Raw genomic sequence first — 25955 nt, 5'->3', positions numbered from 1 at the left:
ATCAAGCGGTCACGGCCTGCTCCACCAGATGCCCGCTGTCGATCCGCACATGTCTAGGGTGGAAACGCTTCAGGCTGCTGCGATGGCCGACGCTGACGATGCTCAGGCCCGGCAACTGATCGATCAGCGCCTGATACAACGTTGCCTCATCCTCTTCATCCATCGCCGACGTCGCTTCGTCCATGTACAGCCATTGCGGTGCATAAAGCATGGCGCGGGCGAAAGCCAGGCGTTGCTGCTCACCCGGCGACAGCATGCGCTGCCAGTGATTGGCTTCGTCCAGACGCGCAACCAGATGCGGCAACCGGCAGATTTCCAGCACCTGCGCGTAACGTTCTGGCGCGTAGGTATCGCCCGGTTGTGGATAACTCAAGGCCTCGCGCAAGGTGCCGATCGGCAGATACGGTTTCTGCGGCAGGAACAGGTAGCGCGCCGCTGGCAGCCGGATGTTGCCGTGGCCCGCCGGCCACAGATGCCCCATCGCTCGCAGCAACGTCGACTTGCCGCTGCCGGATCGGCCGCTGAGCATCACCCGCTCGCCCGGCTCCACCGTCATGTCGGCATTGGTCAGCAGGTGACGACCATCAGCCAAGTCCAGGCCGAGATTGTGCACTTTGAGTTCGCTGCCCTGATTCTGCACATCGATGGCCGGGGTGCGCTGTTCGTTATCGGTCATGGCCTGACGGAAACTCAGCAGACGATCACAGGTGGCACGCCAGGACGCGAGGCTCTGATACGCACTGATAAACCAGCTGAAACTCTCCTGGACGTTGCCGAATGCCGAGCTGATCTGCATCAGCTCACCCAGTTCGATCTTGCCGGCGAGGTAACGCGGCGACGCAACGATAAACGGGAAAATGATCGCAGCCTGGCTGTAACCGGCAGTGAAAAATGTCAGGCGCTTGGACACTTTCATGATGTCCCAGAAGTTATGCCAGACCATGCCGAAACGGTTGCTCAAGCGACGGTTCTCATTCGGTTCGCCGTTGTACAACGCGATGCTCTCGGCATTTTCACGAATCCGCACCATGGAAAAACGCAGGTCGGCTTCGAAGCGTTGTTGTTGGTTGTTCAGGCCGATCAAGCGACGACCGATCAAATGCGTCAGCCAGCTGCCCACCACGGCGTATACCAGCACGCACCAGAACATGTAGCCGGGAATGGTGATGCCATAGACTTCGATGCTGCCCGACACGCCCCACAAAATGATCGAGAACGACACCAGGCTGACGATATTGCGCAGCAGGCCGATCCCCAGTTCAAGGGTGTTGGAGGTGAAGTTATTGAGGTCTTCGGAAATCCGCTGGTCCGGGTTATCGGTGTAACCGCCCTGCTCCAGCTGGTAGTAATTCTTGTCGGCAAGCCAACGGGAAAAATGCTTTTCGGTGAGCCAGGCCCGCCAGCGAATCGTCAGCATCTGGGTCAGATACAGCCGGTACACGGCACCGACAATCGCCACCGCCGCAATGCCGCAGAAATACAGAATCAAGCGCCAGAACGCCGCCTCATCCTTCTTTTGCAGCGCGTTGTAGAAATCCTTGTACCAGGTGTTGAACCACACCGAGATGCCCACGCTCAGCAGCGAGAGCGCGATCACCGCGATCAGCAGCGTCCAGGCCTTGCCCTTCTCTTCACTGCGCCAGTAAGGCGTGATGATCGCCCACACCTTGCGAAAAAACTGCCCGCGCACAGCATCGTTGACCGCGGAATATTCAGCGTTCTGATTCATGGAAAAGGCTCGATAAAGAAAAGAACAGACACGCACCGATCATAGTTGATCGGTTCGTTTTATCGCCAGAGTGGGACTGGCTCATTCAGGGATTGTTCAGATTGATGGGGGTTTCAGTATCGCCGCGAGCGCACGTACCGTTCATCGGGACTGTCAGAGTTGACAGTAGAGGGGGGCGATTCAGGCTGATCAACTGGGCTGGCCTCCTGCAAGGAATTCGCTGTGAATCAGGAGAGCAGGTTACCCCTCTGACAACGAAAGGAATTGGTCATGAACAAAGAAGACAACCCGCTTAATGCTCCAACCAGCGATTCGATCAAGAAGGGCGAACTGTCTATCAGTGAGCTGAGTGATTCGGGGGCTACATTCATATTCTGGTCCGATAACCGTGAGGCAATTATCGATGTTGCCTGGATCGGTTATGACGACACCAAATCTGAAATCAACCGACAAGTCGGTAATCAGAACAAGGTCATTCTCCCGGTATCAAAAGCTATCTTGAAACAATGGGTAGGAAAGAAACTCTACGCACAATGCAACGGAACTCTGGGCGAATGGCATTACACATCGCCACCAACGCACTTCACGGTTGTACCTTGAGCCCAAGGCGCTACCCTAATGCAGGGTAGCGCCTGTTTCATTCAGTCCAGCTCATTTGGCCAGAAAACCTTTCAACGACGAACCGGGCGCTTCTGCAGTTTGCGCTGCAGGGTGCGGCGGTGCATGCCCAAGGCACGGGCAGTCGCGGAGATGTTGCCTTCGTGTTCGGTCAGCACACGCTGGATGTGCTCCCACTGCAGGCGATCGACCGACATCGGGTTTTCCGGCACCAGACTGTCGAGGTCGGCGTGCTCAGAGAGCAGCGCGGCCAGTACGTCATCGGCGTCGGCCGGTTTGCACAGGTAGTTGCAGGCGCCGCGCTTGATCGCTTCGACCGCGGTGGCAATGCTCGAATAACCGGTGAGGATCACCACGCGCATTTCCGGGTCCAGCTCCAGCAGTTTGGGCAGCAGCACCAGGCCGGAGTCGCCGTCCATTTTCAGGTCCAGCGCGGCGTAGTCCGGCAGGTCAGCCTGGGCGATGGTCAGGCCTTCTTCGGCGGAACCTGCGGTGCTGACGCGAAAGCCACGGCGGGCCATGGCACGGGCCATCACCCGGGTAAAGGTCGCGTCGTCGTCGACCAGCAGCAAATGCGGCAGTTCTTCGCCTTCGACTTGGATTTCGTCACTCATGTTGGTCTCCTCGGGCGCCGTGGGGCAGGCGCAGCTCGGTGAGCGTGCCGCCTTCCTCATGACTATAGAGTTTCACTGAGCCGCCGGCGCGTGTCACGCTGGCCTTGCTCAAAAACAGGCCCAGGCCGAAACCTTTGCCCTTGGTGGTAAAAAACGGTTTGCCGATCTGCTCGGCGATGGCCAGCGGCACACCGGCGCCGTGGTCACGAATGCTGATGGTCACGGTTTCCGCATCCCAGTCCAGCGTCACCTGGAGATTTTCCGGGCAGGCGTCGGCGGCGTTGTTCAACAGATTGAGCAGCGCCTGGGTCAGATCAGGCGGCGGGGCCATGCGCGGGACTGTGCCCTGGCCGAGACGCTGGAAGCGATAACTGGCTTCCGGACGCATCAGGTGCCAGCGGTTCAGCGCTTCGTCGAGCCATTGGGTGACGTCCTGCATTTCCACGGCCATACGGCGGTTGGCTTCGGCGGCACGCACCAGTTGCTGCAGGGTTTCTTTGCAGAGTTTGACCTGATCCTGCAGCACCTTCAGATCGTCTTGCAGCATCGCGTCGGGGTGATCCTGCTGCATCTCCTTGAGCAGTACGCTCATGGTCGCCAGCGGCGTGCCGAGTTCATGCGCGGCGCCGGCCGCCTGAGTGGCGACGGCGAGCAATTGCTGATCGCGCAAGCCTTCTTCGCGGCGAATCGCGCGCAATTCTTCCTGACGGCGCAGCTCTTCAGCCATGCGCGCAGCGAAGAAGGTGATGACCGCAGCAGCGAGGGCGAAGCTCAGCCACATGCCGTAGATCTGCAGGTTCTCGCGGGCCACCGGCAGGGTTTCCAGCGGATAGAAACGCGTGAGCATCACGGTGTACAGCGCCAGCGCGATACCCGACAGAATCACCGAATAACGCCACGGCAGCGTCACCGCCGCGATGGTCAGCGGCACCAGGTAGTAGGAAACGAACGGGTTGGTCGAACCGCCGGAGAAATACAGCAACGCACTGTGGATCACCAGATCGCAGGCCAGTTGCAGGGCGTATTCGAGCTCGGTCACCGGCCATGAAGTGCGCAGTCGCACGGCAGTGAACACGCACAGCAGAATCGAGCAGCCGAGGGTCATCGCCAGTTGCACCCACGGCAACGGCAGCAGTTGCAGCCAGTAGGCCAGGCCGACGGAACCGGCCTGCGCGGCGAGCACCAGGGTGCGAATGAAAGTCAGCCGCCAGAGGTTCTGGCGAGTGGCGGAAGTCAGTTGTACGGGGGCGAGCATGAGCTCTCCTGATGAGCGCTCCAGGCGGATCGCACGGAGTATAACCAAGCCGCGCCTTTGAGAGGCGAAAGTGCGGCAAATGACCACATGGCGTTGGCGGTAAATTGGGCTACTCCCGCGACTGTTCGAGATCAATGTGGTGAGGGGATTTATCCCCGATGGGTGGCGAAGCCGCCCCAAAACCTGCAATCCGCTTTTCACAGGCAGACCGCATCCGCTGAATTGCGAGTGCTTCGCAGCCGATCGGGGCGGTGCGACGTTTCGCTAAATCCCCTCGCCACAAAAACACTCCCTGGCTAATCCGGCGCATCTGTATAGAAGTTGTAACTGGGCGAACCGGATCACAGAAGCTAGAGTCTGATGGTTTCACGCAGGGACGAACCAACACCTGCGCATTATTCAAGGAGCCTTCATGCACACATTTCGCCGCAGCGCCGCCCTTCTCGCCCTGACCGTCGGCAGCATCGCCAGCCTTCCGGCGCTGGCCGCCGATGAGCTGCACTACAACCAGATTTCCCTGCGCGCCGAAGTCAGCCAGGAAGTGGCCCGCGACCTGATGATCGTGACGCTCTACACCGAAGCGCAAAACACCGACCCGGCCAAACTCGCCGCCGACGTCAGCACCACCATGAACAAGGCACTGGCCCAGGCCAAGCAAGTCAAAGACATCACCCTGCGCCAGGGCAGCCGCAACAGCTACCCGATCTACGACACCAAGGGCCAGAAAATCACCGGTTGGCGTGAACGCGCCGAACTGCGCCTGGAAAGCGCCGACTTCGCCGCCCTGTCCAAACTCACCGGCGAACTGCTGACCGACCTGAAAATGGGCGGCATGGACTTCGCCATCGCCGAGCCGACCCGCAAGGCCAGCGAGGACAAGTTGCTGAAAGAAGCCGTCAGCGCCTTCAAGGCCCGCGCGCAATTGGCCACTGACGCACTGGGCGGCAAGGGGTACAAAATCGTCAACCTGAACCTCAACAGCAACGGTTATCCACAACCGTACATGCGCGCCCCGATGATGATGAAAGCCGCCGGCATGGCGGATTCGGCACCGGTCACGCCAGAAGTTGAAGCCGGCACCAGCCAGGTCAGCCTGACCGCCGATGGCTCGATCGAAGTGCTGATGCAGTGAGTTGATGTGGGCTGAATGAGAAACCGGCGATCAGTGAATGATCGCCGGTTTTTTTTGTGCCCGGGATTTGTGTTGTTTGATCTGACGCCTTCGCGAGCAGGCTCGCTCCCACAGTTTGAAATGCATTCCCCCTGTGGGAGCGGGCTTGCTCGCGATGAACGATGACGCGGTCTCAAGCCTGCGGATCAACCCGATCCAGCGCCCGATTCACCGCCAACTCGGCCAGCATGATGATCTGCTGAATCGCCAGCGCCGTATTGCGCTGCGGGCGACTGAGCTGATCGGCGAAATCACTGGCCATGGTGTTGGCCGAGGCCAGGGATTCACAGGCGTGGGCCAGCAGACTTTCGGTGTCGATGCCCGGATGGACGAGGAACATCGAACTCGGGGGGCGCGGTTTTGTAGCTTCGGGGCTGAGGTAGAAATCGAGGGCGCGTTTGATCGCTTCGCGGTTTTTCGCGAGGTCTTCGGCGTGGAGGGCTTCGGTGAGTGGGGTTGTGGGTTCGAGCGGTGGATCTGGGACGGGTTTGGACATTGTTAGCGTTCCTGGTCAATAGCCATTCACTCGCCGTTTCTCACGCGGCGGAGTGGTGGCAGCAATGTGCGGGGTGAGAAACCGGTAGGAACAAGCCCGGCCGGACCGAAGCCCGCCCGCACACAGCCGCCATAGAACATTGCAGCAGCAGAAATGCTGGCGGCAATTATGGTGGTACTGATTGTGGATTAACAGTTCCTGCGGGTTCTCACACCCGATCGCTGAGTTTTCAGCGACAGTTCAAGGCTAGAGAGCTGGCGTCCGAGGGACAACCTGAAAACCTTGTGGGAAGGTTCTGGTTATTTGAAACGACTTTAAACAAGCCAATTTTATCAGGTGACTGGACGGGCCTCTTCGCGAGCAAGCCCGCTCCCACAGTGGATGGCGTGCAGGCCGTTAGAGATTGGTCGGCTGTCAGGCCGCCACCACTTAGCCAGTCGCCGCACCCGCTTTTCACCACTCACACGATGAGCGTTAGCTCGAGTACCGCTTTTGATCTTGATCCACGGGCGACGTCGGAAGGCTGAGTGGAGGGATTGATCCGGGGGTGGGAGCGCAGCGACCGTTTGGCGCAGCCAAACACAGCGAGAGGAGGTGCAGCGAAGCAAACCGGAGGCGCTGCGCCCGGATCGATCCCGCAGCGAAGGAACCCCGAGCCCCAGCGAGCGGGCCGAACGCAGGAGCAAGCGTTTTTGGTTACTTTTTAGGCGTTTGTAAAAAGTGACCCGCCGTAAGGGCGGAACCCCAAGCCGCCGTTACCGCAGCAACGGATATGTACCCGACAAAAGCCGCCACATATACCGAGATAGACACCCCAACAGGAAAAACGATATTTCCGAACAGACCCAAATCCCCGCTACCCTGAAAACACAACCACCTCCAATCGACCCGGGGACTCCATGCCAAGATCCACCCTCAAACCGCTCCTGATCTCCCTGGCCCTGGCCACAACCACCCCGATCGCCAATGCCGCCACAACCCTGGTCTACTGCTCCGAAGCCAGCCCGGCAGGCTTCGACCCCAGCCAATACACCAGCGGCACCGACTTCGACGCCTCCGCCGAAACCGTCTTCAACCGCCTCACCCAATTCCAGCGCGGCGGCACCGAAGTCGAACCCGGCCTGGCAATCAACTGGGACGTAAGCCCGGACGGCCTCCAGTACACCTTCCACCTACGGCAAGGCGTGAAATTCCACACAACGGAATATTTCACCCCGACCCGCGATTTCAGCGCCGACGACGTCCTCTTCACCTTCCAGCGCCTGCTCGACCCGAACAACGCCTTTCGCAAGGCCTACCCCGCCGAGTCCCCGTACTTCACCGACATGGGCCTGAACACCACGATCAAATCGGTGGAAAAAATCGACGACCAGACCGTGCGCTTCAACCTCAACAACGTCGACGCCGCATTCGTGCAAAACCTCGCCATGAGCTTCGCCTCGGTGCAATCGGCCGAATACGCCGCGCAACTGTTGAAGGAAGGCAAAGCCGCCGACCTCAACCAGAAGCCGGTGGGCACCGGCCCGTTTGTATTCAAGCGCTACCAGAAAGACTCGCAGATCCGCTACGCCGCCAACCCGACCTACTGGAAACCCGAAGACGTCAAAATCGACAACCTGATCTTCTCGATCACCCCCGACGCCGCCGTACGCCTGCAGAAACTCAAGGCCGGCGAATGCCAGGTCAGCGGCTACCCGCGCCCGGCCGACATCGAAGTGATGCAACAAGACCCGAACCTGCGCGTGCTCAAGCAGCCCGGTTTCAACCTCGGCTTCCTTGCCTACAACACCACTCACCCGCCATTGGACCAGCTCAAGGTCCGTCAGGCACTGGACATGGCCATCGACAAACCGGCGATCATCAAAGCGGTTTACCAGAGTGCCGGCCAACTGGCGCAGAACGCCTTGCCGCCGGCGCAATGGTCGTATGACCCGAACATCAAGGACGCGCCGTACGACCCGGTGAAGGCCAAGGCGCTACTCAAGGAAGCCGGGGTTGCGCCGGGTACCACCATCAACCTGTGGGCGATGACGGTGCAGCGCGCCTCAAACCCGAATGCACGCATGTCGGCGCAGATGATCCAGCAGGATTGGGAGAAAATCGGCATCAAGGCCAACATCGTCAGCTACGAATGGGGCGAGTACATCAAGCGTGCGAAAAATGGCGAACACGACGCGATGATCTATGGTTGGACAGGTGACAACGGCGACCCGGACAACTGGCTCGGCGTGCTCTACAGCTGCGCCGCGGTCAAGGGCAGCAACTACGCCAAGTGGTGCGACCCGGCCTACGACAAACTGGTGCAGCAGGCCAAGGTGACCACTGACAAGGCGCAACGGGTAAAACTGTATCAACAGGCGCAACTGATCCTTAAACAGCAGGTGCCGATCACCCCGATCGCCAACTCCACGGTGTTCCAGCCGCTGCGCAAGGAAGTGACCAACTTCAAGATCAGTCCGTTTGGCCTTACGCCCTTCTACGGCGTGGGTATAAATAAGTAACACCGAGCCCCAATGCGGCGCGCACAACGTGACCGGCGCACCGTTTTGGGGCTTCGTTTGCACCGTAAAATCCACCCGCAAACGGTCAAATGCGTCAAAAGTTATACAGATGCGACATTAAGGTACGTACGTGCCACCGTTTAACGCTCGCTCACACTCTGGATCTTGCATTGGGTATGGCCCCTGCATAAGTATCCGCAGGCACGACTCACGAGGTCGTACCTCAATATTAAAAAATGACAACAAATCATGAGGCCAACATGCTTAAACACGCGGTCATTCCGTTTTTAGTCGGCGCAGGCTTGTTAGCCTCCGCACCTTTCGCATCCGCTGCGACTAACCTGGTGTTCTGCTCCGAAGGGAGCCCGGCCGGTTTTGATCCAGGCCAGTACACCACCGGAACCGACTTCGACGCCTCAGCCGAAACCATGTTCAACCGTCTGAGCCAGTTCGAGCGTGGCGGCACCGCCGTTATCCCGGGCCTGGCCACCAGCTGGGACATTTCCCCGGACGGCCTGACTTACACCTTCCACCTGCGTGAAGGCGTCAAGTTCCACACCACCCCGTATTTCAAGCCGACTCGTGAGTTCAACGCCGACGACGTGCTGTTCACCTTCAATCGCATGATTAACAAGGATGACCCGTTCCGTAAGGCGTACCCGACCGAATTCCCGTACTTCACCGACATGGGGATGGACACCAACATCACCAAGATCGATAAAGTCGACGACCACACCGTCAAGTTCACGCTGAAAGAAGTCGACGCCGCGTTCATCCAGAACATGGCCATGAGCTTCGCCTCGATCCAGTCCGCCGAGTACGCTGCCCAGCTGCTCAAGGAAGGCAAGGCTGCCGACATCAACCAGAAGCCGATCGGCACTGGTCCGTTCGTGTTCAAGAGCTACCAGAAAGACTCGAACATCCGCTACACCGGCAACAAGGATTACTGGAAGCCGGATGACGTGAAGATCGACAACCTGATCTTCGCCATCACCACCGACCCGTCGGTACGTATCCAGAAACTGAAAAAGAACGAATGCCAGGTCACCCTGTTCCCGCGTCCGGCGGATCTCGCGGCGCTGAAGGCCGACAAGACCCTGAAGATGCCTGACCAGGCCGGTTTCAACCTGGGCTACATCGCCTACAACGTGATGGACAAGGTCAAGGGCAGCAACGAGGCTAACCCGCTGGCTGACCTGCGCGTACGTCAGGCGCTGGACATGGCGGTGAACAAGCCGCAGATCATCGATTCGGTTTACCAGGGCGCCGGCCAGCTGGCCGTCAACGCCATGCCACCGACCCAGTGGTCCTACGACACCACCATCAAGGACGCCAAGTACGATCCTGAGAAAGCCAAACAGCTGCTCAAGGAAGCTGGCGTCAAGGAAGGTACCGAGATCGTTCTGTGGGCGATGCCGGTGCAGCGTCCGTACAACCCGAACGCCAAGCTGATGGCTGAAATGCTCCAGTCCGACTGGAAGAAGATCGGCCTGAACGTGAAGATCACCAGCTACGAGTGGGGCGAGTACATCAAGCGCTCCAAAGGTGGCGAGAACCAGGCCATGATCATTGGCTGGAGCGGTGACAATGGTGATCCGGACAACTGGTTGAACGTGCTGTTCGGCTGCGACTCGCTCAGCGGCAACAACTTCTCCAAGTGGTGCGACAAGAAGTTCGACGGCCTCGTCAAGGAAGCCAAGCGCACGACCGACCAGGCCAAGCGCACCGAACTGTACAAACAGGCGCAACACGTCCTCAAAGATGCAGTCCCAATGACACCTATCGCTCACTCGACGGTGTATCAACCCATGCGCGCCAACGTGCAGGACTTCAAGATCAGCCCATTCGGCTTGAATTCCTTCTACGGCGTCAGCGTCAGCAATTAAGCCATTGCAAGGGCGACGTTCATGACGTCGCCCTTGCTTTAGCTGCCGGGAAGTCAGGAATTTGCCTACAGCCAATTCCGCTGCGGATGACTGCAGTGGCATAGGACGTGTCGACTTTTCCTACGAGTTTTCAGGCAATTACGCATTTACTGCCAGCCCCACGGCCCCTACCGTCGGGTTCTGACCAGTTTCTGCGTGTGCCACCGGCTTGCCGTACGTGCTGGATTGAGCTCGATGCCACCTCAACGTCCCTGGACGGGACCGCGGTGCATTGAACAACACTACAAAAAAGAGGGAGCGTCATGCGCCATACCTTGGTTTTTTCCGCACTGCTGGGCGCCGGCCTGTTGGCCGCCACGTCCGCCAGTTACGCCGCCAGCAACAGCCTGGTGTTCTGCTCCGAAGGCAGCCCGGCGGGTTTTGATACCGCGCAATACACGACGGCCACCGATAACGATGCCGCCGAGCCGCTGTACAACCGCCTGGTCGAGTTTGAAAAAGGCGCGACCAACGTCGTACCGGGACTGGCAACCAAGTGGGATATTTCCGAGGATGGTCTCAAGTACACCTTTCACCTGCGTGAAGGTGTGAAATTTCATACAACGCCGTACTTCAAACCAACGCGCGATTTCAACGCCGACGACGTGCTGTTCACGTTTAACCGCATGCTCGATCCGCAACAGCCATTCCGTAAGGCTTATCCGACCGAATTCCCGTATTTCAACGGGATGAGCCTGAACAAGAACATTGCCAAGGTCGAAAAGACCGGGCCGCTGACCGTGGAGTTCACGCTCAACAGCGTCGACGCCGCGTTCATCCAGAACATCGCCATGAGCTTCGCTGCCATCCTGTCCGCCGAATACGCCGACAAGCTGCTGGCCGAAGGCAAGCCGAGCGACATCAACCAGAAGCCGGTCGGCACCGGGCCGTTCGTGTTCAAGAGCTATCAGAAAGACTCGAATATCCGTTACACCGGTAACGAGCACTACTGGGATCCGAGCCGGGTCAAGCTGAAGAACCTGATCTTCGCGATCAACACCGACGCTTCGGTACGCGTGCAGAAGCTCAAGGCCGGCGAATGCCAGATCACCCTGCATCCACGCCCTGCCGATGTCGAAGCACTGAAGGTCGACCCGAAACTGCAGCTGATTTCCAAGCCGGGTTTCAACCTCGGCTACATCGCCTACAACGTGCGCCACAAGCCCTTCGACCAGCTCGAAGTACGTCAGGCGCTGGACATGGCGGTGAATAAACAGGGGATTCTCAACGCTGTTTATCAAGGCGCCGGGCAACTGGCGGTCAACGCCATGCCACCGACCCAGTGGTCCTACGACGACAGCATCAAAGACGCCGCCTACAACCCGGAAAAAGCCCGCGAGCTGCTCAAGGCTGCCGGCGTGAAAGAAGGCACCGAGATCACCCTGTGGGCGATGCCGGTACAGCGTCCATACAACCCGAACGCCAAACTGATGGCCGAAATGCTCCAGGCAGACTGGGCGAAAATCGGTCTGAAAGTGAAGATCGTCAGCTACGAATGGGGCGAGTACATCAAGCGCACCAAGAATGGCGAGCACGATATCAGCCTGATCGGCTGGACCGGCGACAACGGGGACCCGGACAACTGGCTGGGCACCCTGTACAGCTGCGACGCCATTGGCGGCAACAACTATTCCATGTGGTGCGATCCGGCGTACGACAAGCTGATCAAAGAGGCCAAGGTCGTCACCGATCGCGACCAGCGCACCACGCTCTACAAACAGGCGCAGCAGTTGCTCAAGCAGCAAGTGCCGATCACACCTGTCGCCCACTCGACGGTCAACCAGCCGTTAAGCGCCCGGGTTGAAGGCTTCAAGGTCAGCCCCTTCGGTCGCAATGTGTTCTCGGGCGTCAGTATCGATTAACCCAACCGATTAGCCGCAACGCTGAGGGGACCGTCTATCCCCTCACGCAAGCGCTTTGCCGAAATTCGCCGATCCGGCATTTTGCAAACGTTTGCGATGTGTGAAATGAGTTCTAAACCAATAACCGGCCCACCCAAAAAAGCCGGCATAAAAAGAAAGTAAAGGAGCTTCACCCATGAAACTGAGCAGCACCGCGATACTGGCCCTGGCCATCAGCAGCGTCACCGCTACGGCTTATGCGGAAACCCAAAGCCAGGCGTTCACCCCGGTGACCGTCAACACCAAGAGCGCCCAGGCTGAAGCGACCGGCTTCGTCGAAGGACAGTCGATTACCGGTACGACGCGTAACTGGTACGCCAATGAGCAATTGAAACGTGGTGCCAAGTTCAAGTACCAAAAAAACGGTACAACCGAACTTACTGATCGCCGGATCAACTGGGTACAAGGCACGATTCTCAAGTACAACTCGGGGTTCACCGAAGGTACTGTCGGCATCAGCACTGAAGTGGCGGTCTATAACGCTGTAGCTCTTGAGCGTGACCGCAAAAACCTCGCTGCAAACGTCGGTGGGGCGCCGATTCCTAACGTCGCCTCCGGTAACAACCGGACCCTGACCCGAGATGGTGGCGATGCGGAGGGACAGTGGAGCAAACTGGGTCTGGCCAACATCAAGGCGCGGGTTTCAAATACCACTCTGACCGCCGGCCGCCAAAACTTCAGCAGCCCGATGGTCGATGTGATCGGCAACCGCGCTCTTCCTTCGAGCTTCCAAGGTGTCAGCCTGCACAGCGAAGAGTTGGAAAACCTGACCTTCGACATCGCTACGTTCGACAAGAACTCGCCACGTATGGAAGAAAGCCAGCGCAAGTTCCGCTCCGAATATGCTGACACGCTCATTGAAATTGATCACGTCAACACCGCTGGTATTTCCTACCAGCCGTTTGCCAGTCTGAAAACCAGCCTGTGGGCAACTCAGGCTGAAGATATGTGGAAACAGTATTACTTCGGCGCCACCCACGAGCTGGGCGATAGCCAGATCCTCAGCCTGACCACCGGTTTGAACTACTACAAGACCGTCGATGAAGGCAAAAAGAAGCTGGGCGAAATCGACAACGATACCTACTCGCTGTCGCTGGGCCTGACTCACCAGGCCCATAGCCTGACCTTCTCGTACCAGGAAATTAACGGTAACGAGTACTTCGACTATCTGCACGAAACCAACGGTATTTACCTGGCCAACTCCCTGCTCTCGGACTTCAACGGCCCGAACGAGAAATCCTTCCAGGTCGCTTACGGTCTGAACATGGCTGAATATGGCGTGCCAGGCCTGAAGTTCAACATCTACAGCGCTCGTGGTTGGGGCATCGACGGCACTCACTACAAAGGCGGCGCTTACGACAGCGTGCTGGCGATGGATGGCGAACACCACTACGAATACGGGATCGGTGCTGCATACGCCGTGCAAAGCGGGCCGCTCAAGGCTACCGCAATACGCGCAACCTACACCGCACACCGTGCCAGTGAAAACCAGCTGGATGGCAGCATCAACGAGTTCCGTCTCGTGACCACCATCCCGTTCAACATCCTGTAAAAACCGCCAACCGACGGCTGACTCATGACGAGTCGGCCGTTCGGTTTTTTGTCTTCAACCGATTGCAGAGGGTTATCGATGAAAATGCTTCCCCTACGTGCGGCCGTCGCTGCCGCGTTGTTGAGCGCCGCCATCGGCGTCTCGGCCAAACCCTTGGTGGTCTGCACCGAAGCCAGTCCGGAAGGCTTCGATATGGTCCAGTACACAACTGCAGTCACTGCCGATGCGGTGGCCGAAACGATCTTCAACCGCCTGGCCGACTTCAAGCCCGGCACCACCGAAGTGATTCCGGCACTGGCCGAATCCTGGGACATCAGTGAAGACGGCCTGACCTATACGTTCCACCTGCGCAAAGGCGTCAAGTTTCACACCACCGAATACTTCAAGCCGACCCGCGACATGAACGCCGACGATGTGTTCTGGAGCTTCCAGCGTCAGCTGGACCCGAATCACCCATGGCACAAACTGTCGAGCGTGGGCTTCCCGTACTTTGAAAGCATGGGCTTCAAGGAACTGCTCAAAAGCGTAGAGAAAGTCGACGACAACACGGTCAAGTTCACCCTGACCCGCCGCGAAGCGCCGTTCCTGGCCGACATCGCCATGGCGTTCTCCTCGATCTACCCGGCCGAATACGCCGACCAGTTGCTCAAGTCCGGCAAGACCGGCGACCTCAACAACAAGCCAGTCGGAACCGGCCCGTTCATCTTCCAGCGTTATGCCAAGGATGCGCAGGTGCGCTTCAAGGCCAACCCGGACTACTTCCGCGGCAAGGCCCCGGCCGACGCGCTGATCCTGGCGATCGCCACCGACAACAACGTGCGCCTGCAGAAGCTCAAGGCCAACGAGTGCCAGATCGCGCTGTATCCGAAACCGGATGACATCCCGAGCATCAAGAAAGACAGCAACCTGAAAGTCGACGAGATGGACGCGATGACCGTCTCGTACATCGCCATGAACACCCAGCACAAGTACATCAGCGACGTGCGTGTGCGTAAGGCCATCGACATCGCGTTCGACAAGGAAGCCTACGTCAACGCGCTGTTCGGCAAAGGCAACGCCTCGGTGGCGGTCAACCCGTACCCGCCGACGCTGCTGGGCTACAACCACGACCTGAAGAACCCGCCACGCGATCTGGACAAGGCCCGTGCCTTGCTCAAGGAAGCCGGGGTTCCGGAAGGCACCGTGTTTACCCTGTTTACCCGTAACGGTGGCGGCCCGACCAACCCGAACCCGATGCTCGGCGCGCAGATGATGCAGGCTGACCTGGCGAAAGTCGGAATCAAGATCGACATCCGCGTGATGGAATGGGGCGAAATGCTCAAGCGCGCCAAGGCCGGCGAGCACGACATGGTGTCGGCCGGATGGGCGGGCGACAACGGCGACCCGGATAACTTCCTGACGCCTATGCTCAGTTGCGAAGCGGCCAAGAACGGCGAAAACTACGCGCGCTGGTGCAACGAGAAATTCCAGGCACTGCTCGACGAAGCACGGGCTAAAGTAGATCCGGCCGAACGCGCCAAACTCTACGAACAGGCCCAGGTGCTGTTTAATCAGGACCAACCGTGGATCAGCATGGCCCACACCCGGATGTTTACCGCAATGCGCAACAACGTAGAGGGTTATCACATCAGCCCTCTCACAACCAATAACTTCGCCACCACCCAGGTGAAGTAGATAAGAAACTCCCGGCCTCCCTGACCACAGGGTCGCCGGGCACGCCTAACCGGCTGATGAGGTACCACACAAGATGTTTAGTTTTATTGCCCGCCGACTGGGGTTGTTGATCCCCACGTTTTTCGGCATCACCTTGCTGACTTTCGCGTTGATTCGCATGATTCCGGGCGACCCCGTGGAAGTGATGATGGGCGAACGTCGGGTCGACCCCGAAATGCACGCTCAGGCAATGGAACGCCTAGGTCTGAACAAACCGCTGTATGCCCAGTACCTGGACTACATCGGCAAACTGGCCCACGGCGATCTCGGCGAATCCCTGCGTACGCGTGAGAGCGTATGGACCGAGTTCACCTCCCTTTTCCCGGCGACACTGGAACTGTCCATGGCCGCCCTGCTGTTCGCCGGCATCCTCGGTCTTCTGGCCGGGGTGATTGCGGCACTCAAGCGAGGATCCCTGTTCGACCACGGGGTGATGGGCATCTCCCTGGCGGGGTATTCGATGCCGATCTTCTGGTGGGGCCTGATCCTGATCATGTTCTTCTCGGTGAGTCTGGGCTGGACCCCGGTGTCCGGGCGGATTGACCTGCTTTACGACATCGAGCCGCGCACCGGTTTCATGCTGATCGACACGCTGCTGGCCGATGACATGGGCGCATTCCTCGACGCCCTGCATCACCTGATCCTGCCGGCCATCGTGCTTGGCACCATTCCGCTGGCGGTGATCGCGCGGATGACCCGTTCGTCGATGCTCGAAGTGCTGCGTGAAGACTACATCCGTACCGCCAAGGCCAAAGGCCTGTCGCCCTCGCGCGTGGTGTTCGTGCACGGCCTGCGCAACGCGCTGATTCCGGTGCTGACCGTGGTCGGCCTGCAAGTCGGCACCCTGCTGGCCGGTGCAGTCCTGACCGAAACCATTTTCTCCTGGCCCGGCATCGGTAAATGGCTGATCGAAGCCATCGGCGCCCGGGACTACCCGGTTGTGCAAAACGGCATCCTGTTAATCGCCTGCCTGGTGATTCTGGTCAACTTCGTAGTGGACATCCTCTACGGCTTTGCCAACCCACGCATCCGTCATCAGCGCTGAGGTCCATACCATGAGCACTCCAACATCCTCAGTAGCCACTTCCGCCCCAAACGCGGATCAAAGCCTGCTGTACCCGTCACCGTACAAAGAATTCTGGCAAGCCTTCTCGAAAAACAAGGGCGCGGTTGCCGGCCTGCTGTTCATGCTGCTGATCATCTTCTGCGCGATTTTCGCGCCGTGGGTCGCCCCGCATAACCCGAGCGAGCAATACCGGGACTTCCTGCTGACGCCACCGGCGTGGCTCGAAGGCGGGCAGATGCAATTCCTGCTCGGCACCGATGAACTGGGTCGCGACCTGCTGTCACGGCTGATTCAGGGTTCGCGCCTGTCGCTGCTGATCGGTCTGTCGTCGGTGGTGATGTCGCTGATCCCGGGGATCCTGCTGGGTCTGTTCGCCGGTTTCTTCCCGAAAATGATCGGCCCGACCATCATGCGTCTGATGGACATCATGCTGGCCCTGCCGTCCCTGCTGCTGGCTGTGGCGATCGTCGCCATCCTCGGCCCTGGCCTGATCAACACCGTGATCGCCATTGCTGTGGTATCGCTGCCGTCCTACGTGCGTCTGACCCGTGCTGCGGTGATGGGCGAACTAAACCGCGACTACGTGACCGCCGCGCGCCTGGCCGGTGCCGGTCTGCCACGTCTGATGTTCATCACCGTGCTGCCGAACTGCATGGCGCCGCTGATCGTGCAGGCCACCCTGAGCTTCTCCTCGGCGATTCTCGATGCCGCCGCCCTGGGCTTCCTCGGCCTTGGCGTACAACCGCCAACCCCTGAGTGGGGCACCATGCTGGCCTCGGCCCGCGACTACATCGAACGCGCCTGGTGGGTAGTGAGCCTGCCTGGTTTGACCATTTTGCTCAGCGTGCTGGCAATCAACTTGATGGGCGACGGCCTGCGCGATGCGCTGGACCCGAAACTCAAGAACGCCGCCTGAGGAGATTCCCATGTCACTGCTAGAAATCAAGAATCTCAACGTTCGCTTCGGCGACAAAACCGCGACACCCGTTGTCGATGGCCTCGACCTGAAAGTCGACAAAGGCGAAGTCCTGGCGATCGTAGGCGAATCGGGTTCGGGTAAATCCGTGACCATGATGGCGCTGATGGGCCTGATCGAGCATCCCGGCATCGTCACCGCCGACTCGCTCAGCTTTGACGGCAAAGACATGCTCAAGCTGAGCAATCGTCAACGTCGGCAAATCGTCGGCAAAGACCTGTCGATGGTGTTCCAGGACCCGATGACCGCGCTGAATCCGAGCTACACCGTCGGTTTCCAGATCGAAGAAGTGCTGCGCCTGCACCTGAAAATGTCCGGCAAGCAAGCGCGCAAACGCGCCATCGAACTGCTGGAAAAAGTGGAGATCCCGGGCGCCGCCAGCCGTATGGACGCCTACCCGCACCAACTGTCTGGCGGTATGAGCCAGCGTGTCGCGATTGCCATGGCGATTGCCGGCGAACCGAAACTGCTGATCGCCGACGAACCGACCACGGCACTCGACGTAACCATTCAGGCACAGATCATGGATCTGCTGCTGGCGTTGCAGAAAGAACAGAACATGGGCCTGGTGCTGATCACTCACGACCTCGCGGTCGTGGCCGAAACCGCCCAGCGCGTGTGCGTGATGTACGCCGGCCAGGCTGTCGAAGTCGGTCAGGTGCCGCAACTGTTCGACATCCCGGCACACCCGTACAGCGAAGCGTTGCTCAAGGCGATTCCGGAACACAGCCAGGGCGCCGAGCGTCTGGCGACACTGCCGGGCATCGTCCCGGGCCGTTATGACCGTCCGCAGGGTTGCCTGCTGTCGCCGCGCTGCCCGTACGTGCAGGACACCTGCCGCGCGCAGCGTCCGGCCCCTGATCCGAAAAGCAACAGCCTCGCCCGCTGCTTCTTCCCGCTGAACCAGGAGGTGGCGTAATGGCCGTCGTACTTACCGCCCGCGACCTGACCCGTCACTACGAAGTGTCCCGTGGCCTGTTCAAGGGCCACGCGACCGTACGCGCGCTCAACGGTGTGTCGTTCGAACTGGAAGCCGGCAAGACCCTCGCCGTGGTCGGCGAATCGGGCTGCGGCAAATCCACCCTCGCCCGCGCCCTGACCCTGATTGAAGAGCCGTCGTCCGGTTCGCTGAAAATCGCCGGTCAGGAAGTGGCTGGCGCCGACAAGGCCCAGCGCAAACAACTGCGCAAAGACGTGCAGATGGTATTCCAGAGCCCGTACGCGTCGTTGAACCCACGGCAGAAAGTCGGTGACCAGCTCGGCGAGCCGCTGCTGATCAACACCAACCTGTCCGCCGCTGAACGCCGCGAAAAAGTCCAGGCGATGATGAAGCAGGTCGGCTTGCGTCCCGAGCACTACCAGCGCTATCCGCACATGTTCTCCGGCGGTCAGCGCCAGCGGATCGCCCTCGCCCGGGCGATGATGCTGCAACCGAAAGTGCTGGTGGCGGATGAGCCTACCTCGGCACTGGACGTGTCGATTCAGGCCCAGGTGCTGAACCTGTTCATGGATCTGCAGCAAGAGTTCAACACGGCGTACGTGTTCATTTCGCACAACCTGGCGGTGGTGCAACATGTGGCCGATGACGTGATGGTGATGTACCTCGGTCGCCCGGTGGAAATGGGCCCGAAAGACGCTATCTACGAACGTCCGCTGCACCCATACACCCAGGCGTTGCTGTCGGCGACCCCGACCATTCACCCGGATCCGAACAAGCCGAAAATCAAGATCGTCGGCGAATTGCCCAACCCGCTGAACCCGCCACCGGGTTGCGCGTTCCACAAGCGCTGCCCATACGCGACCGAGCGTTGCAGCACTGAAGAGCCGTTGTTGCGTGAATTGGATAATCGCCAGGTGGCCTGCCACTACGCCGAGCAATTCCTCGACGGCGCCGCCTGATTAACGGCGGACGAAAGTGTGGGAGCGGGCTTGCTCGCGAATGCGGTGTGATAGTCACTGACAATGGTGACTGACTCACCGCTTTCGGGAGCAAGCCCCCTCCCACAGGGAGCTTGAGTTGTAGCTAAAGCGTTAACCAAACCCCTTCTCCCCCGATTGCGCATCAGTCGAGGAAGAAGGGGTTTTCTTTTATTTGCGATTTACGTCTGGCTGTCGCCTTCGTCGTCCGGATCATCAGAGTCCGGTTCATCAGTAGTCGAGTCATCGTCATCGGCGCTGCCACCCTGCCCCTGATCACCTGGCTCTGATTCGGACTTGGCGAGCATCAGGCCGGTGTGTCCGACCTGGCCGTTAAAGGCCTGGGAATCGTGATCCTCGCACTCCGCCCAGGCCGTCGCGGTGCCGAGGGACAGCATGACCATCACTTTCAATAGCAATAAAAACCGTAGCAACCTGCTTTTCATAGCTGACTCCATCCACTTTTCAGGTGAGACATGGGTGCCTGACTGGCGCTGTGTGAAATCTAGTTCCGATCCGTCGGGTTCACCAGATAGGACGCTAACGAGCAGACAGAAATGCCCTCCACAGACAGACAGGTTTCGAATAACACCTATCGCGGAATCAGCTAAGCGGACGGGTCGCTTGCCACGTCAAGGGAATCGACATCAACACCAGTACGGCGCTACCCAGCCAGACGCTATGGCCACCGAAATTGCCGTACAACTGACCGCTGAGCACCGGCGACAACAGCGCACTGGCGCTCCAGCTCATAAAGAACAGACCAAAGTACTGGCCGCTTTTGCCGCGCTGGGCAAATTGCATCGCCAGCACATTCAGCGGCGGCATGAACAACGCCTCGCCCAAGGTCCAGATCACCGTCGACAGGCAGACGAACGCCAGCCCGGATCCGAACGGCAACATGCCCAATCCGCCGGCCAGCAACAAACTCCCTGCGAGCATTTGCCGCCGCGTGCCCCAACGCTCGCCGCAGTGTGACAAGGGAATCTGCAAGGCGATCACCAGCAACGCATTGAGCCCGAACTGCCAGCCGATCGCCTCGGTGCTCAAGTGGTAGTAATCACGCAGATAATTGCCCAGCGTGCTGTAGACCGTGTCGAATGCAATGCCAAGCACGGCCGTCGCCGCGAGCAACCACAGGAACGCTTTATCGTAAAACGGCGCAACGGATCCACCGGCGCCGTTTGTAGAGGGGGCGTCATTGATCAGTACCGGCCGACGCCACGTAGTGCGAACAAACCACAGCAAGGCCAGCAGCGTCATCGCCGCGCTGCCGAAAAACACCCAGCGAAAATCCGTCTGCGCCAACACCCCGCCCGCCACACCTGCGGCGGCCATGCCAAGGTTGCGCGCCACCCGGCTCAAGGCCTGCGCGCGCGAGCGTTGAGCGACTTCGCAGTACTCCATGATCAGGCGCTGGTGCAGGGTGCGAATGGCCCCATCGATCGTCCCGCTGAGCAACAGCAATGCCGCAAGCAACGGCACTTGCGAGACCAGCCCCAGCAAGATCAACACCCACACCGAAACAAAGAACAACGTCGCCGTCAGCCGCGCCGTGCGCACATGATCACTGAGCAGCCCACCGAGCATCGAACCGACCAACAACCCGGCACCATAGGCCGACAGCAACCAGCCGACGGTTTCAATCGCCAGCCCCAGCTCCTGGCGCAGATACAGCGCCATGAACAACTTGACCATGCTGCTCAGACGATTGATGAACAGCAACGCCGCAAGCACCCAGGCCATCAGACTGAAATAGCCATTGGGGCGCAGCAGATGGATGAGGTTGCGCGTCATTCCATTGACCTCTCAAAGCGACCGGCAAGACCTGGAACACTAACGTCCAGCACGCCGGTTGTCGCGCTCAAGAACATCGATATCTCAAAATACGGATTCGCCCTACAGTCCCTGCAGGAGCTTCCTTCAGTCGCTCAATTGGATTAGAGAAACTGGTCGGCTGTCAGGCCGCCTTCGCCAGCAGGCTGGCTCCTACAGTGGGATTGGTTGTGCTCAGTTAGAGATTGGCCGGCTGTGAAACCGCTTTCGCGAGCAAGCCCGCTCCCACAATTGGATTGGGTGCAATCAGTTAGAGATTGGTCGGCTGTCAGGCCGCCATCGCCAGCAGGCTGGCTCCTACAGTGGGATTGGTTGTGCTCAGTTGGAGATTGACCGGCTGTCAGGCCGCCATCGCCAGCAGGCTGGCTCCTACAGTGGGATTGGTTGTGCTCAGTTAGAGATTGGCCGGCTGTGAAACCGCTTTCGCGAGCAAGCCCGCTCCCACAATTGGATTGGGTGCAATCAGTTAGAGATTGGTCGGCTGTCAGGCCGCCATCGCCAGCAGGCTGGCTCCTACAGTGGGATTGGTTGTGCTCAGTTGGAGATTGACCGGCTGTCAGGCCGCCATCGCCAGCAGGCTGGCTCCTACAGTGGGATTGGTTGTGCTCAGTTGGAGATTGGCCGGCTGTCAGGCCGCCTTCGCTGGCAAGCCAGCTCCCACAGTTTTGATTTGTGTATGCCCCATGCGGCGCAGCCGCCCCACTCAAAACAATGAGCGCAAGCTCGAGTACCGCTCTTGATCTTGATCCACGGGCGACGTCGGCAGGCTGAGTGGAGGGATTGATCCGGGGGTGGGAGCGCAGCGACCGTTTGGCGCAGCCAAACACAGCGAGAGGAGGTGCAGCGAAGCAAACCGTAGGCGCTGCGCCCGGATCAATCCCGGAGCGAAGGGACCCCGAGCCCCAGCGAGCGGGCCGAACGCAGGAGCAAGCCTTTTCGGTTACCTTTTCGGCGTTTGGAAAAGGTGACTCGCCGTAAGGGCGAAACCCTAAGTAGCCATTACCGAAAAAACGGATATGTACACAAAAAAACCAAGAACCTGGTCGGCCCAAAGGCCGCCAAGACCAAAGCCCCAAAAAAAAGCCCCCAAGGCCTACACCTCAGGGGCTTTCGAACAACCCAGCTCAGCGCTTAATGATGCTCACGCGTCGCACGGAATTTCACATCCGGCCACCGCTCTTCCATCAACGCCAGGTTAACCCGCGTCGGTGCGAGATAGGTCAGGTGCCCACCGCCATCCAGTGCCAGGTTCTCCACAGCCTTGTTGGAAAATTCCTCAAGCTTCTTCTTGTCGCTGCATTCAATCCAGCGCGCGGAGTAAACAGTGATCGGCTCATACGAGCACTCAACCTTGTATTCCTCCTTCAGACGGCTGGCGACCACATCAAACTGCAGCACACCGACGGCGCCAAGAATGATGTCGTTGCTGCGCTCCGGGAAGAACACCTGGGTCGCGCCTTCTTCGGCCAGCTGTTGCAGGCCCTGACGCAGTTGCTTGGATTTCAGCGGATCGCGCAGGCGCACGCGGCGGAACAGTTCCGGGGCGAAGTGCGGGATACCGGTGAAACCGAGGACTTCACCTTCGCTGAAGGTGTCGCCGATCTGGATCGTGCCGTGGTTATGCAGACCGATGATGTCGCCGGCGTACGCCTCTTCCAGCTGTTCACGCTCGGAGGAGAAGAACGTCAGGGCGTCGCCGATGCGCACGTCCTTGCCGGTACGCACGTGGCGCATCTTCATGCCTTTCTCGTACTTGCCGGAGCAGATACGCATGAAGGCGATGCGGTCGCGGTGTTTCGGGTCCATGTTCGCCTGGATCTTGAAGATGAAGCCCGAGAACTTCTCTTCCACCGGCTCCACGGTACGTTCGTTGGCGACACGGGCCAGCGGACGCGGTGCCCAGTCAACTACAGCGTCGAGCACGTGATCGACACCGAAGTTGCCCAATGCCGTACCGAAGAACACCGGAGTCAGTTGACCGTCGAGGAACTCCTGCTGGTTGAACTCGTGGCAGGCGCCCTGCACCAGTTCCAGCTGTTCGAGGAAGCGATCGTACTCGTCGCCCAAGTGCGCGCGCGCCTCGTCGGAGTCGAGCTTCTCGATGATCTTGGTTTCGGTGCGTTCGTGACCGTGACCGGCGGTGTAGACAATGATGTAGTCGTCGGCCAGGTGGTACACGCCCTTGAAGTCGCGGTAGCAGCCGATCGGCCAGGTGATCGGCGCAGCCTTGATCTTCAGAACGGCTTCGATTTCGTCGAGCAGTTCGATCGGGTCGCGGATGTCACGGTCGAGTTTGTTGATGAAGCTGACGATCGGCGTGTCACGCAGACGGCAGACGTCCATCAGGGCGATGGTCCGTGGCTCAACGCCTTTACCGCCGTCGAGCACCATCAGCGCCGAGTCGACCGCCGTCAGGGTGCGGTAGGTGTCTTCGGAGAAGTCTTCGTGGCCCGGGGTGTCGAGCAGGTTGATCATGTGTTCGCGATACGGGAACTGCATGACCGACGTGGTAATGGAAATACCCCGCTGCTTCTCCATCTCCATCCAGTCGGATGTCGCATGGCGGTCGGATTTACGGGATTTCACCGTACCGGCCACTGCAATCGCCTTGCCCATCAACAGGAGCTTTTCGGTGATCGTGGTTTTACCGGCATCGGGGTGGGAAATAATGGCGAAAGTGCGGCGTTTCGCGACTTCGGCGGCCTGGTTGGTCATGGGAAATCGCCTGGCGGTGATTCAAAAAAGGGCCGCGATTATAGCCCAACTCGATGCAATAACCGAACCGTTGAGCACATTAAGGGTGGCCAAATGCTGCCCCAGATGGGAACCTTTTAAAGCATGGAGACGTCCATCCCCTGTTACGACATTTCGTCAGGGGCTGAAAAATCAGCAAGTTAGCCTGACGAGGCTGCGCTCATGGCTCGCTTTCAGACCGCTTGTTGCCGGTGCTGAAGGAGCTGCTTCTCGCGAACGTTTATTTCCCGGCAGCCAAGGCTTGGCATGCCACACGGGAGAGCGTTCGCCGACTACAAGAAAAGGAGTCCGCCTGTGGCTATCCGCTATGGCAAAGGGCTGATGGGAGGTGCGGTGGTTATCGCGCTCCTGGCCCTGCTGGTTCACTGGATCGGCATCAACACGATCGAACACTACCGCGACGATTTGTTGTTTTACCTGCAAGCTCATCTGATTCTCGTCCTCGCTTCAATGCTGGCCGCCCTGGTCGTGGGCATCCCCGCCGGTATCTTCCTCAGTCGCCCGACCATGGTCGGCCGCGCTGAACGCTTCATGCAGATCTTCAATATCGGCAACACCGTGCCACCGCTGGCTGTACTGGCGATTGCCCTGGGGGTTCTCGGCATCGGCAGTGGTCCGGCGATCTTCGCTTTGTTCCTCGCGTCCCTGTTGCCGATCGTGCGCAACACCTACGAAGGCCTGAAAAACGTTCAGGGTTCGCTGAAGGAAGCCGCCGTCGGCATCGGCATGACCCCGCGCCAGGTGCTGTGGAAAGTCGAATTGCCCAACGCCGTGCCGATCATCATCGGTGGCGTGCGCGTGGCACTGGCGATCAACGTCGGCACCGCGCCGCTGGCATTCCTGATCGGCGCCAACAGCCTCGGCAGCCTGATCTTCCCTGGCATCGCCCTGAACAATCAGCCGCAACTGCTGCTCGGCGCCGCGTGCACTGCGCTGCTGGCCCTGCTGCTCGATGGCGTGGTCACCCTCGCCAGCCGTCTCTGGCTGGAACGCGGTTTGCGCCCGTCTTAAGGCTCTTGCGAAGGAATGAATATGAAACGATTTAGCTTGATCTTAAGCTGCGTCCTGCTGTTTGCAGGATTGGCCCAAGCCGCCGAAAAACCGGTTATTCGCCTCGGCGCCCGGGTGTTCACCGAGCAGACCCTGCTCGCGGAAATCACCGCGCAATACCTGCGCAGCAAAGGCTACGACGCGCAGATCACCGGCGGTCTGGGCAGCAACCTCGCCCGCAGCGCCCACGAAAGCGGACAACTGGACATGCTCTGGGAATACACCGGCGTGTCATTGGTGGCCTACAACCATGTCACCGAAAAACTCGACAGCGAACAGTCCTACGCCCGGGTCAAAGAACTCGACGCGAAAAAAGGCCTGATCTGGCTGACCCCGTCGAAATTCAGCAACACCTACGCCCTCGCCCTGCCGAAAAAAGTCGCCGAGGAGTACCCGCAGATCAACACCATCAGCGACCTGAACAAGGTGCTGCGCGATGAAGCCAAGACCAATCACCTGGTGGCGCTGGACACCGAGTTCGCCAACCGCTCCGACGGTCTGGACGGCATGGTCAAGCTCTACGACATGAACCTGACCCGCAAGAACATCCGCCAGATGGACGCCGGCCTGGTCTACACCGCGCTGCGCAACGGCCAGGTGTTTGCCGGTCTGGTCTACACCACCGACGGCCGCCTCAACGCCTTCGGCTTGAAGCTGCTGGAAGACGACAAGCATTACTTCCCCGACTACACCGCCGCGCCGGTGGTGCGTCAGGCCTACCTCGATGCGCACCCGCAACTGGCCGAGCAACTCAAGCCGCTGGCGCAACTGTTCGACGACGAAACCATGCGCCAGCTCAACGCGCGGGTCGATGTCGATCACGAAAGCCCATCGAAAGTGGCCGCGGATTTCCTGCGCCAGCACCCACTCAACTAAGGAGG

General features: G+C 59.3%; 20 protein-coding genes. 13 read left to right on the top strand and 7 right to left on the bottom strand.

The features are described 5' to 3' along the window. Nucleotide 1: 1 nt before the first annotated feature. On the bottom strand, nt 2-1729 hold the full coding sequence (locus tag AC3WMV_RS18040; protein ID WP_027610822.1) for an ABC transporter ATP-binding protein/permease: 1728 nt from the start codon (nt 1727-1729) through the stop codon (nt 2-4). Between the two features lie 270 nt (nt 1730-1999). Here AC3WMV_RS18040 and AC3WMV_RS18035 point away from each other — a divergent pair, with 270 nt between their 5' ends. Beyond that, complete coding sequence (locus AC3WMV_RS18035; protein ID WP_103367777.1) at nt 2000-2329, top strand: hypothetical protein; 330 nt, start codon at nt 2000-2002, stop codon at nt 2327-2329. A 71-nt stretch (nt 2330-2400) separates the two neighbouring features. On the opposite strand, the gene AC3WMV_RS18030 is transcribed toward AC3WMV_RS18035, so the two are convergent. After that, nucleotides 2401-2961 (bottom strand): response regulator transcription factor, encoded by a 561-nt coding sequence (locus AC3WMV_RS18030; protein WP_003221630.1) that lies wholly within the window; start codon nt 2959-2961, stop codon nt 2401-2403. Further along, nucleotides 2954-4216 (bottom strand): ATP-binding protein, encoded by a 1263-nt coding sequence (locus AC3WMV_RS18025; RefSeq protein WP_027610820.1) that lies wholly within the window; start codon nt 4214-4216, stop codon nt 2954-2956. Before AC3WMV_RS18025 ends, AC3WMV_RS18030 begins: the two co-directional genes overlap by 8 nt. 412 nt (nt 4217-4628) lie before the next feature. Here AC3WMV_RS18025 and AC3WMV_RS18020 point away from each other — a divergent pair, with 412 nt between their 5' ends. Then, on the top strand, nt 4629-5348 hold the full coding sequence (locus tag AC3WMV_RS18020; protein WP_027610819.1) for an SIMPL domain-containing protein: 720 nt from the start codon (nt 4629-4631) through the stop codon (nt 5346-5348). A gap of 172 nt (nt 5349-5520) precedes the next feature. On the opposite strand, the gene AC3WMV_RS18015 is transcribed toward AC3WMV_RS18020, so the two are convergent. After that, nucleotides 5521-5883: a DUF6124 family protein gene (locus tag AC3WMV_RS18015; RefSeq protein ID WP_103367776.1), complete on the bottom strand. Its 363-nt coding sequence runs from the start codon at nt 5881-5883 to the stop codon at nt 5521-5523. Between the two features lie 899 nt (nt 5884-6782). On the opposite strand from AC3WMV_RS18015, the gene AC3WMV_RS18010 reads away from it, so the two are divergent. From AC3WMV_RS18010 to AC3WMV_RS17970, 9 genes are all read left to right on the top strand, one after another. Next, on the top strand, nt 6783-8384 hold the full coding sequence (locus AC3WMV_RS18010) for an ABC transporter substrate-binding protein (RefSeq protein ID WP_103370550.1): 1602 nt from the start codon (nt 6783-6785) through the stop codon (nt 8382-8384). A gap of 260 nt (nt 8385-8644) precedes the next feature. After that, nucleotides 8645-10270, top strand: coding sequence for an ABC transporter substrate-binding protein (locus tag AC3WMV_RS18005; RefSeq protein WP_007966695.1), 1626 nt, complete (start codon nt 8645-8647; stop codon nt 10268-10270). A 302-nt stretch (nt 10271-10572) separates the two neighbouring features. Continuing rightward, nucleotides 10573-12171 (top strand): ABC transporter substrate-binding protein, encoded by a 1599-nt coding sequence (locus AC3WMV_RS18000; protein WP_027610815.1) that lies wholly within the window; start codon nt 10573-10575, stop codon nt 12169-12171. Nucleotides 12172-12346: 175 nt separating this feature from the next. Then, nucleotides 12347-13762, top strand: coding sequence for an OprD family porin (locus AC3WMV_RS17995; protein ID WP_027610814.1), 1416 nt, complete (start codon nt 12347-12349; stop codon nt 13760-13762). A 78-nt stretch (nt 13763-13840) separates the two neighbouring features. Further along, nucleotides 13841-15436: an ABC transporter substrate-binding protein gene (locus AC3WMV_RS17990; protein WP_103367775.1), complete on the top strand. Its 1596-nt coding sequence runs from the start codon at nt 13841-13843 to the stop codon at nt 15434-15436. A 73-nt stretch (nt 15437-15509) separates the two neighbouring features. Then, nucleotides 15510-16520, top strand: a complete 1011-nt coding sequence (locus tag AC3WMV_RS17985; protein ID WP_007953665.1) for an ABC transporter permease subunit — start codon at nt 15510-15512, stop codon at nt 16518-16520. A gap of 10 nt (nt 16521-16530) precedes the next feature. After that, a complete protein-coding gene (locus tag AC3WMV_RS17980) occupies nt 16531-17457 on the top strand; it encodes an ABC transporter permease subunit (RefSeq protein WP_103367774.1) in 927 nt (308 codons plus the stop codon). Between the two features lie 10 nt (nt 17458-17467). Then, on the top strand, nt 17468-18436 hold the full coding sequence (locus tag AC3WMV_RS17975; RefSeq protein WP_103367773.1) for an ABC transporter ATP-binding protein: 969 nt from the start codon (nt 17468-17470) through the stop codon (nt 18434-18436). Beyond that, nucleotides 18436-19416, top strand: coding sequence for a peptide ABC transporter ATP-binding protein (locus tag AC3WMV_RS17970; protein ID WP_027610810.1), 981 nt, complete (start codon nt 18436-18438; stop codon nt 19414-19416). The genes AC3WMV_RS17975 and AC3WMV_RS17970 overlap by 1 nt, the downstream gene beginning before the upstream one ends. Before the next feature lie 200 nt (nt 19417-19616). Here AC3WMV_RS17970 and AC3WMV_RS17965 read toward each other — a convergent pair whose 3' ends face one another. The 3 genes from AC3WMV_RS17965 to AC3WMV_RS17955 form a co-directional block, all read right to left on the bottom strand. Then, the gene (locus AC3WMV_RS17965) at nt 19617-19880 is read right to left on the bottom strand and encodes a hypothetical protein (protein ID WP_103367772.1); all 264 of its coding nucleotides are present in this window, start codon (nt 19878-19880) and stop codon (nt 19617-19619) included. Nucleotides 19881-20037: 157 nt separating this feature from the next. Next, entirely contained in the window at nt 20038-21231 is a 1194-nt protein-coding gene (locus tag AC3WMV_RS17960) for an MFS transporter (protein ID WP_103367771.1), read from the bottom strand. Between the two features lie 1170 nt (nt 21232-22401). Next, entirely contained in the window at nt 22402-23985 is a 1584-nt protein-coding gene (locus AC3WMV_RS17955) for a peptide chain release factor 3 (protein WP_027610807.1), read from the bottom strand. A 360-nt stretch (nt 23986-24345) separates the two neighbouring features. Between AC3WMV_RS17955 and AC3WMV_RS17950 the strand changes: the two genes are divergently transcribed. Together AC3WMV_RS17950 and AC3WMV_RS17945 are read left to right on the top strand one after the other, a co-directional pair. Then, nucleotides 24346-25035, top strand: coding sequence for an ABC transporter permease (locus AC3WMV_RS17950; RefSeq protein WP_169843207.1), 690 nt, complete (start codon nt 24346-24348; stop codon nt 25033-25035). 21 nt (nt 25036-25056) lie between these two features. Continuing rightward, nucleotides 25057-25950: a glycine betaine ABC transporter substrate-binding protein gene (locus AC3WMV_RS17945; RefSeq protein WP_096795329.1), complete on the top strand. Its 894-nt coding sequence runs from the start codon at nt 25057-25059 to the stop codon at nt 25948-25950. The last annotated feature ends 5 nt before the right edge of the window (nt 25951-25955 follow it).

It is taken from the genome of Pseudomonas sp. FW305-3-2-15-E-TSA4 (assembly GCF_058787295.1).
The sequence above is the reverse complement of the archived record's forward strand: the minus strand, read 5'-3'. Positions and strand labels throughout refer to the sequence as shown.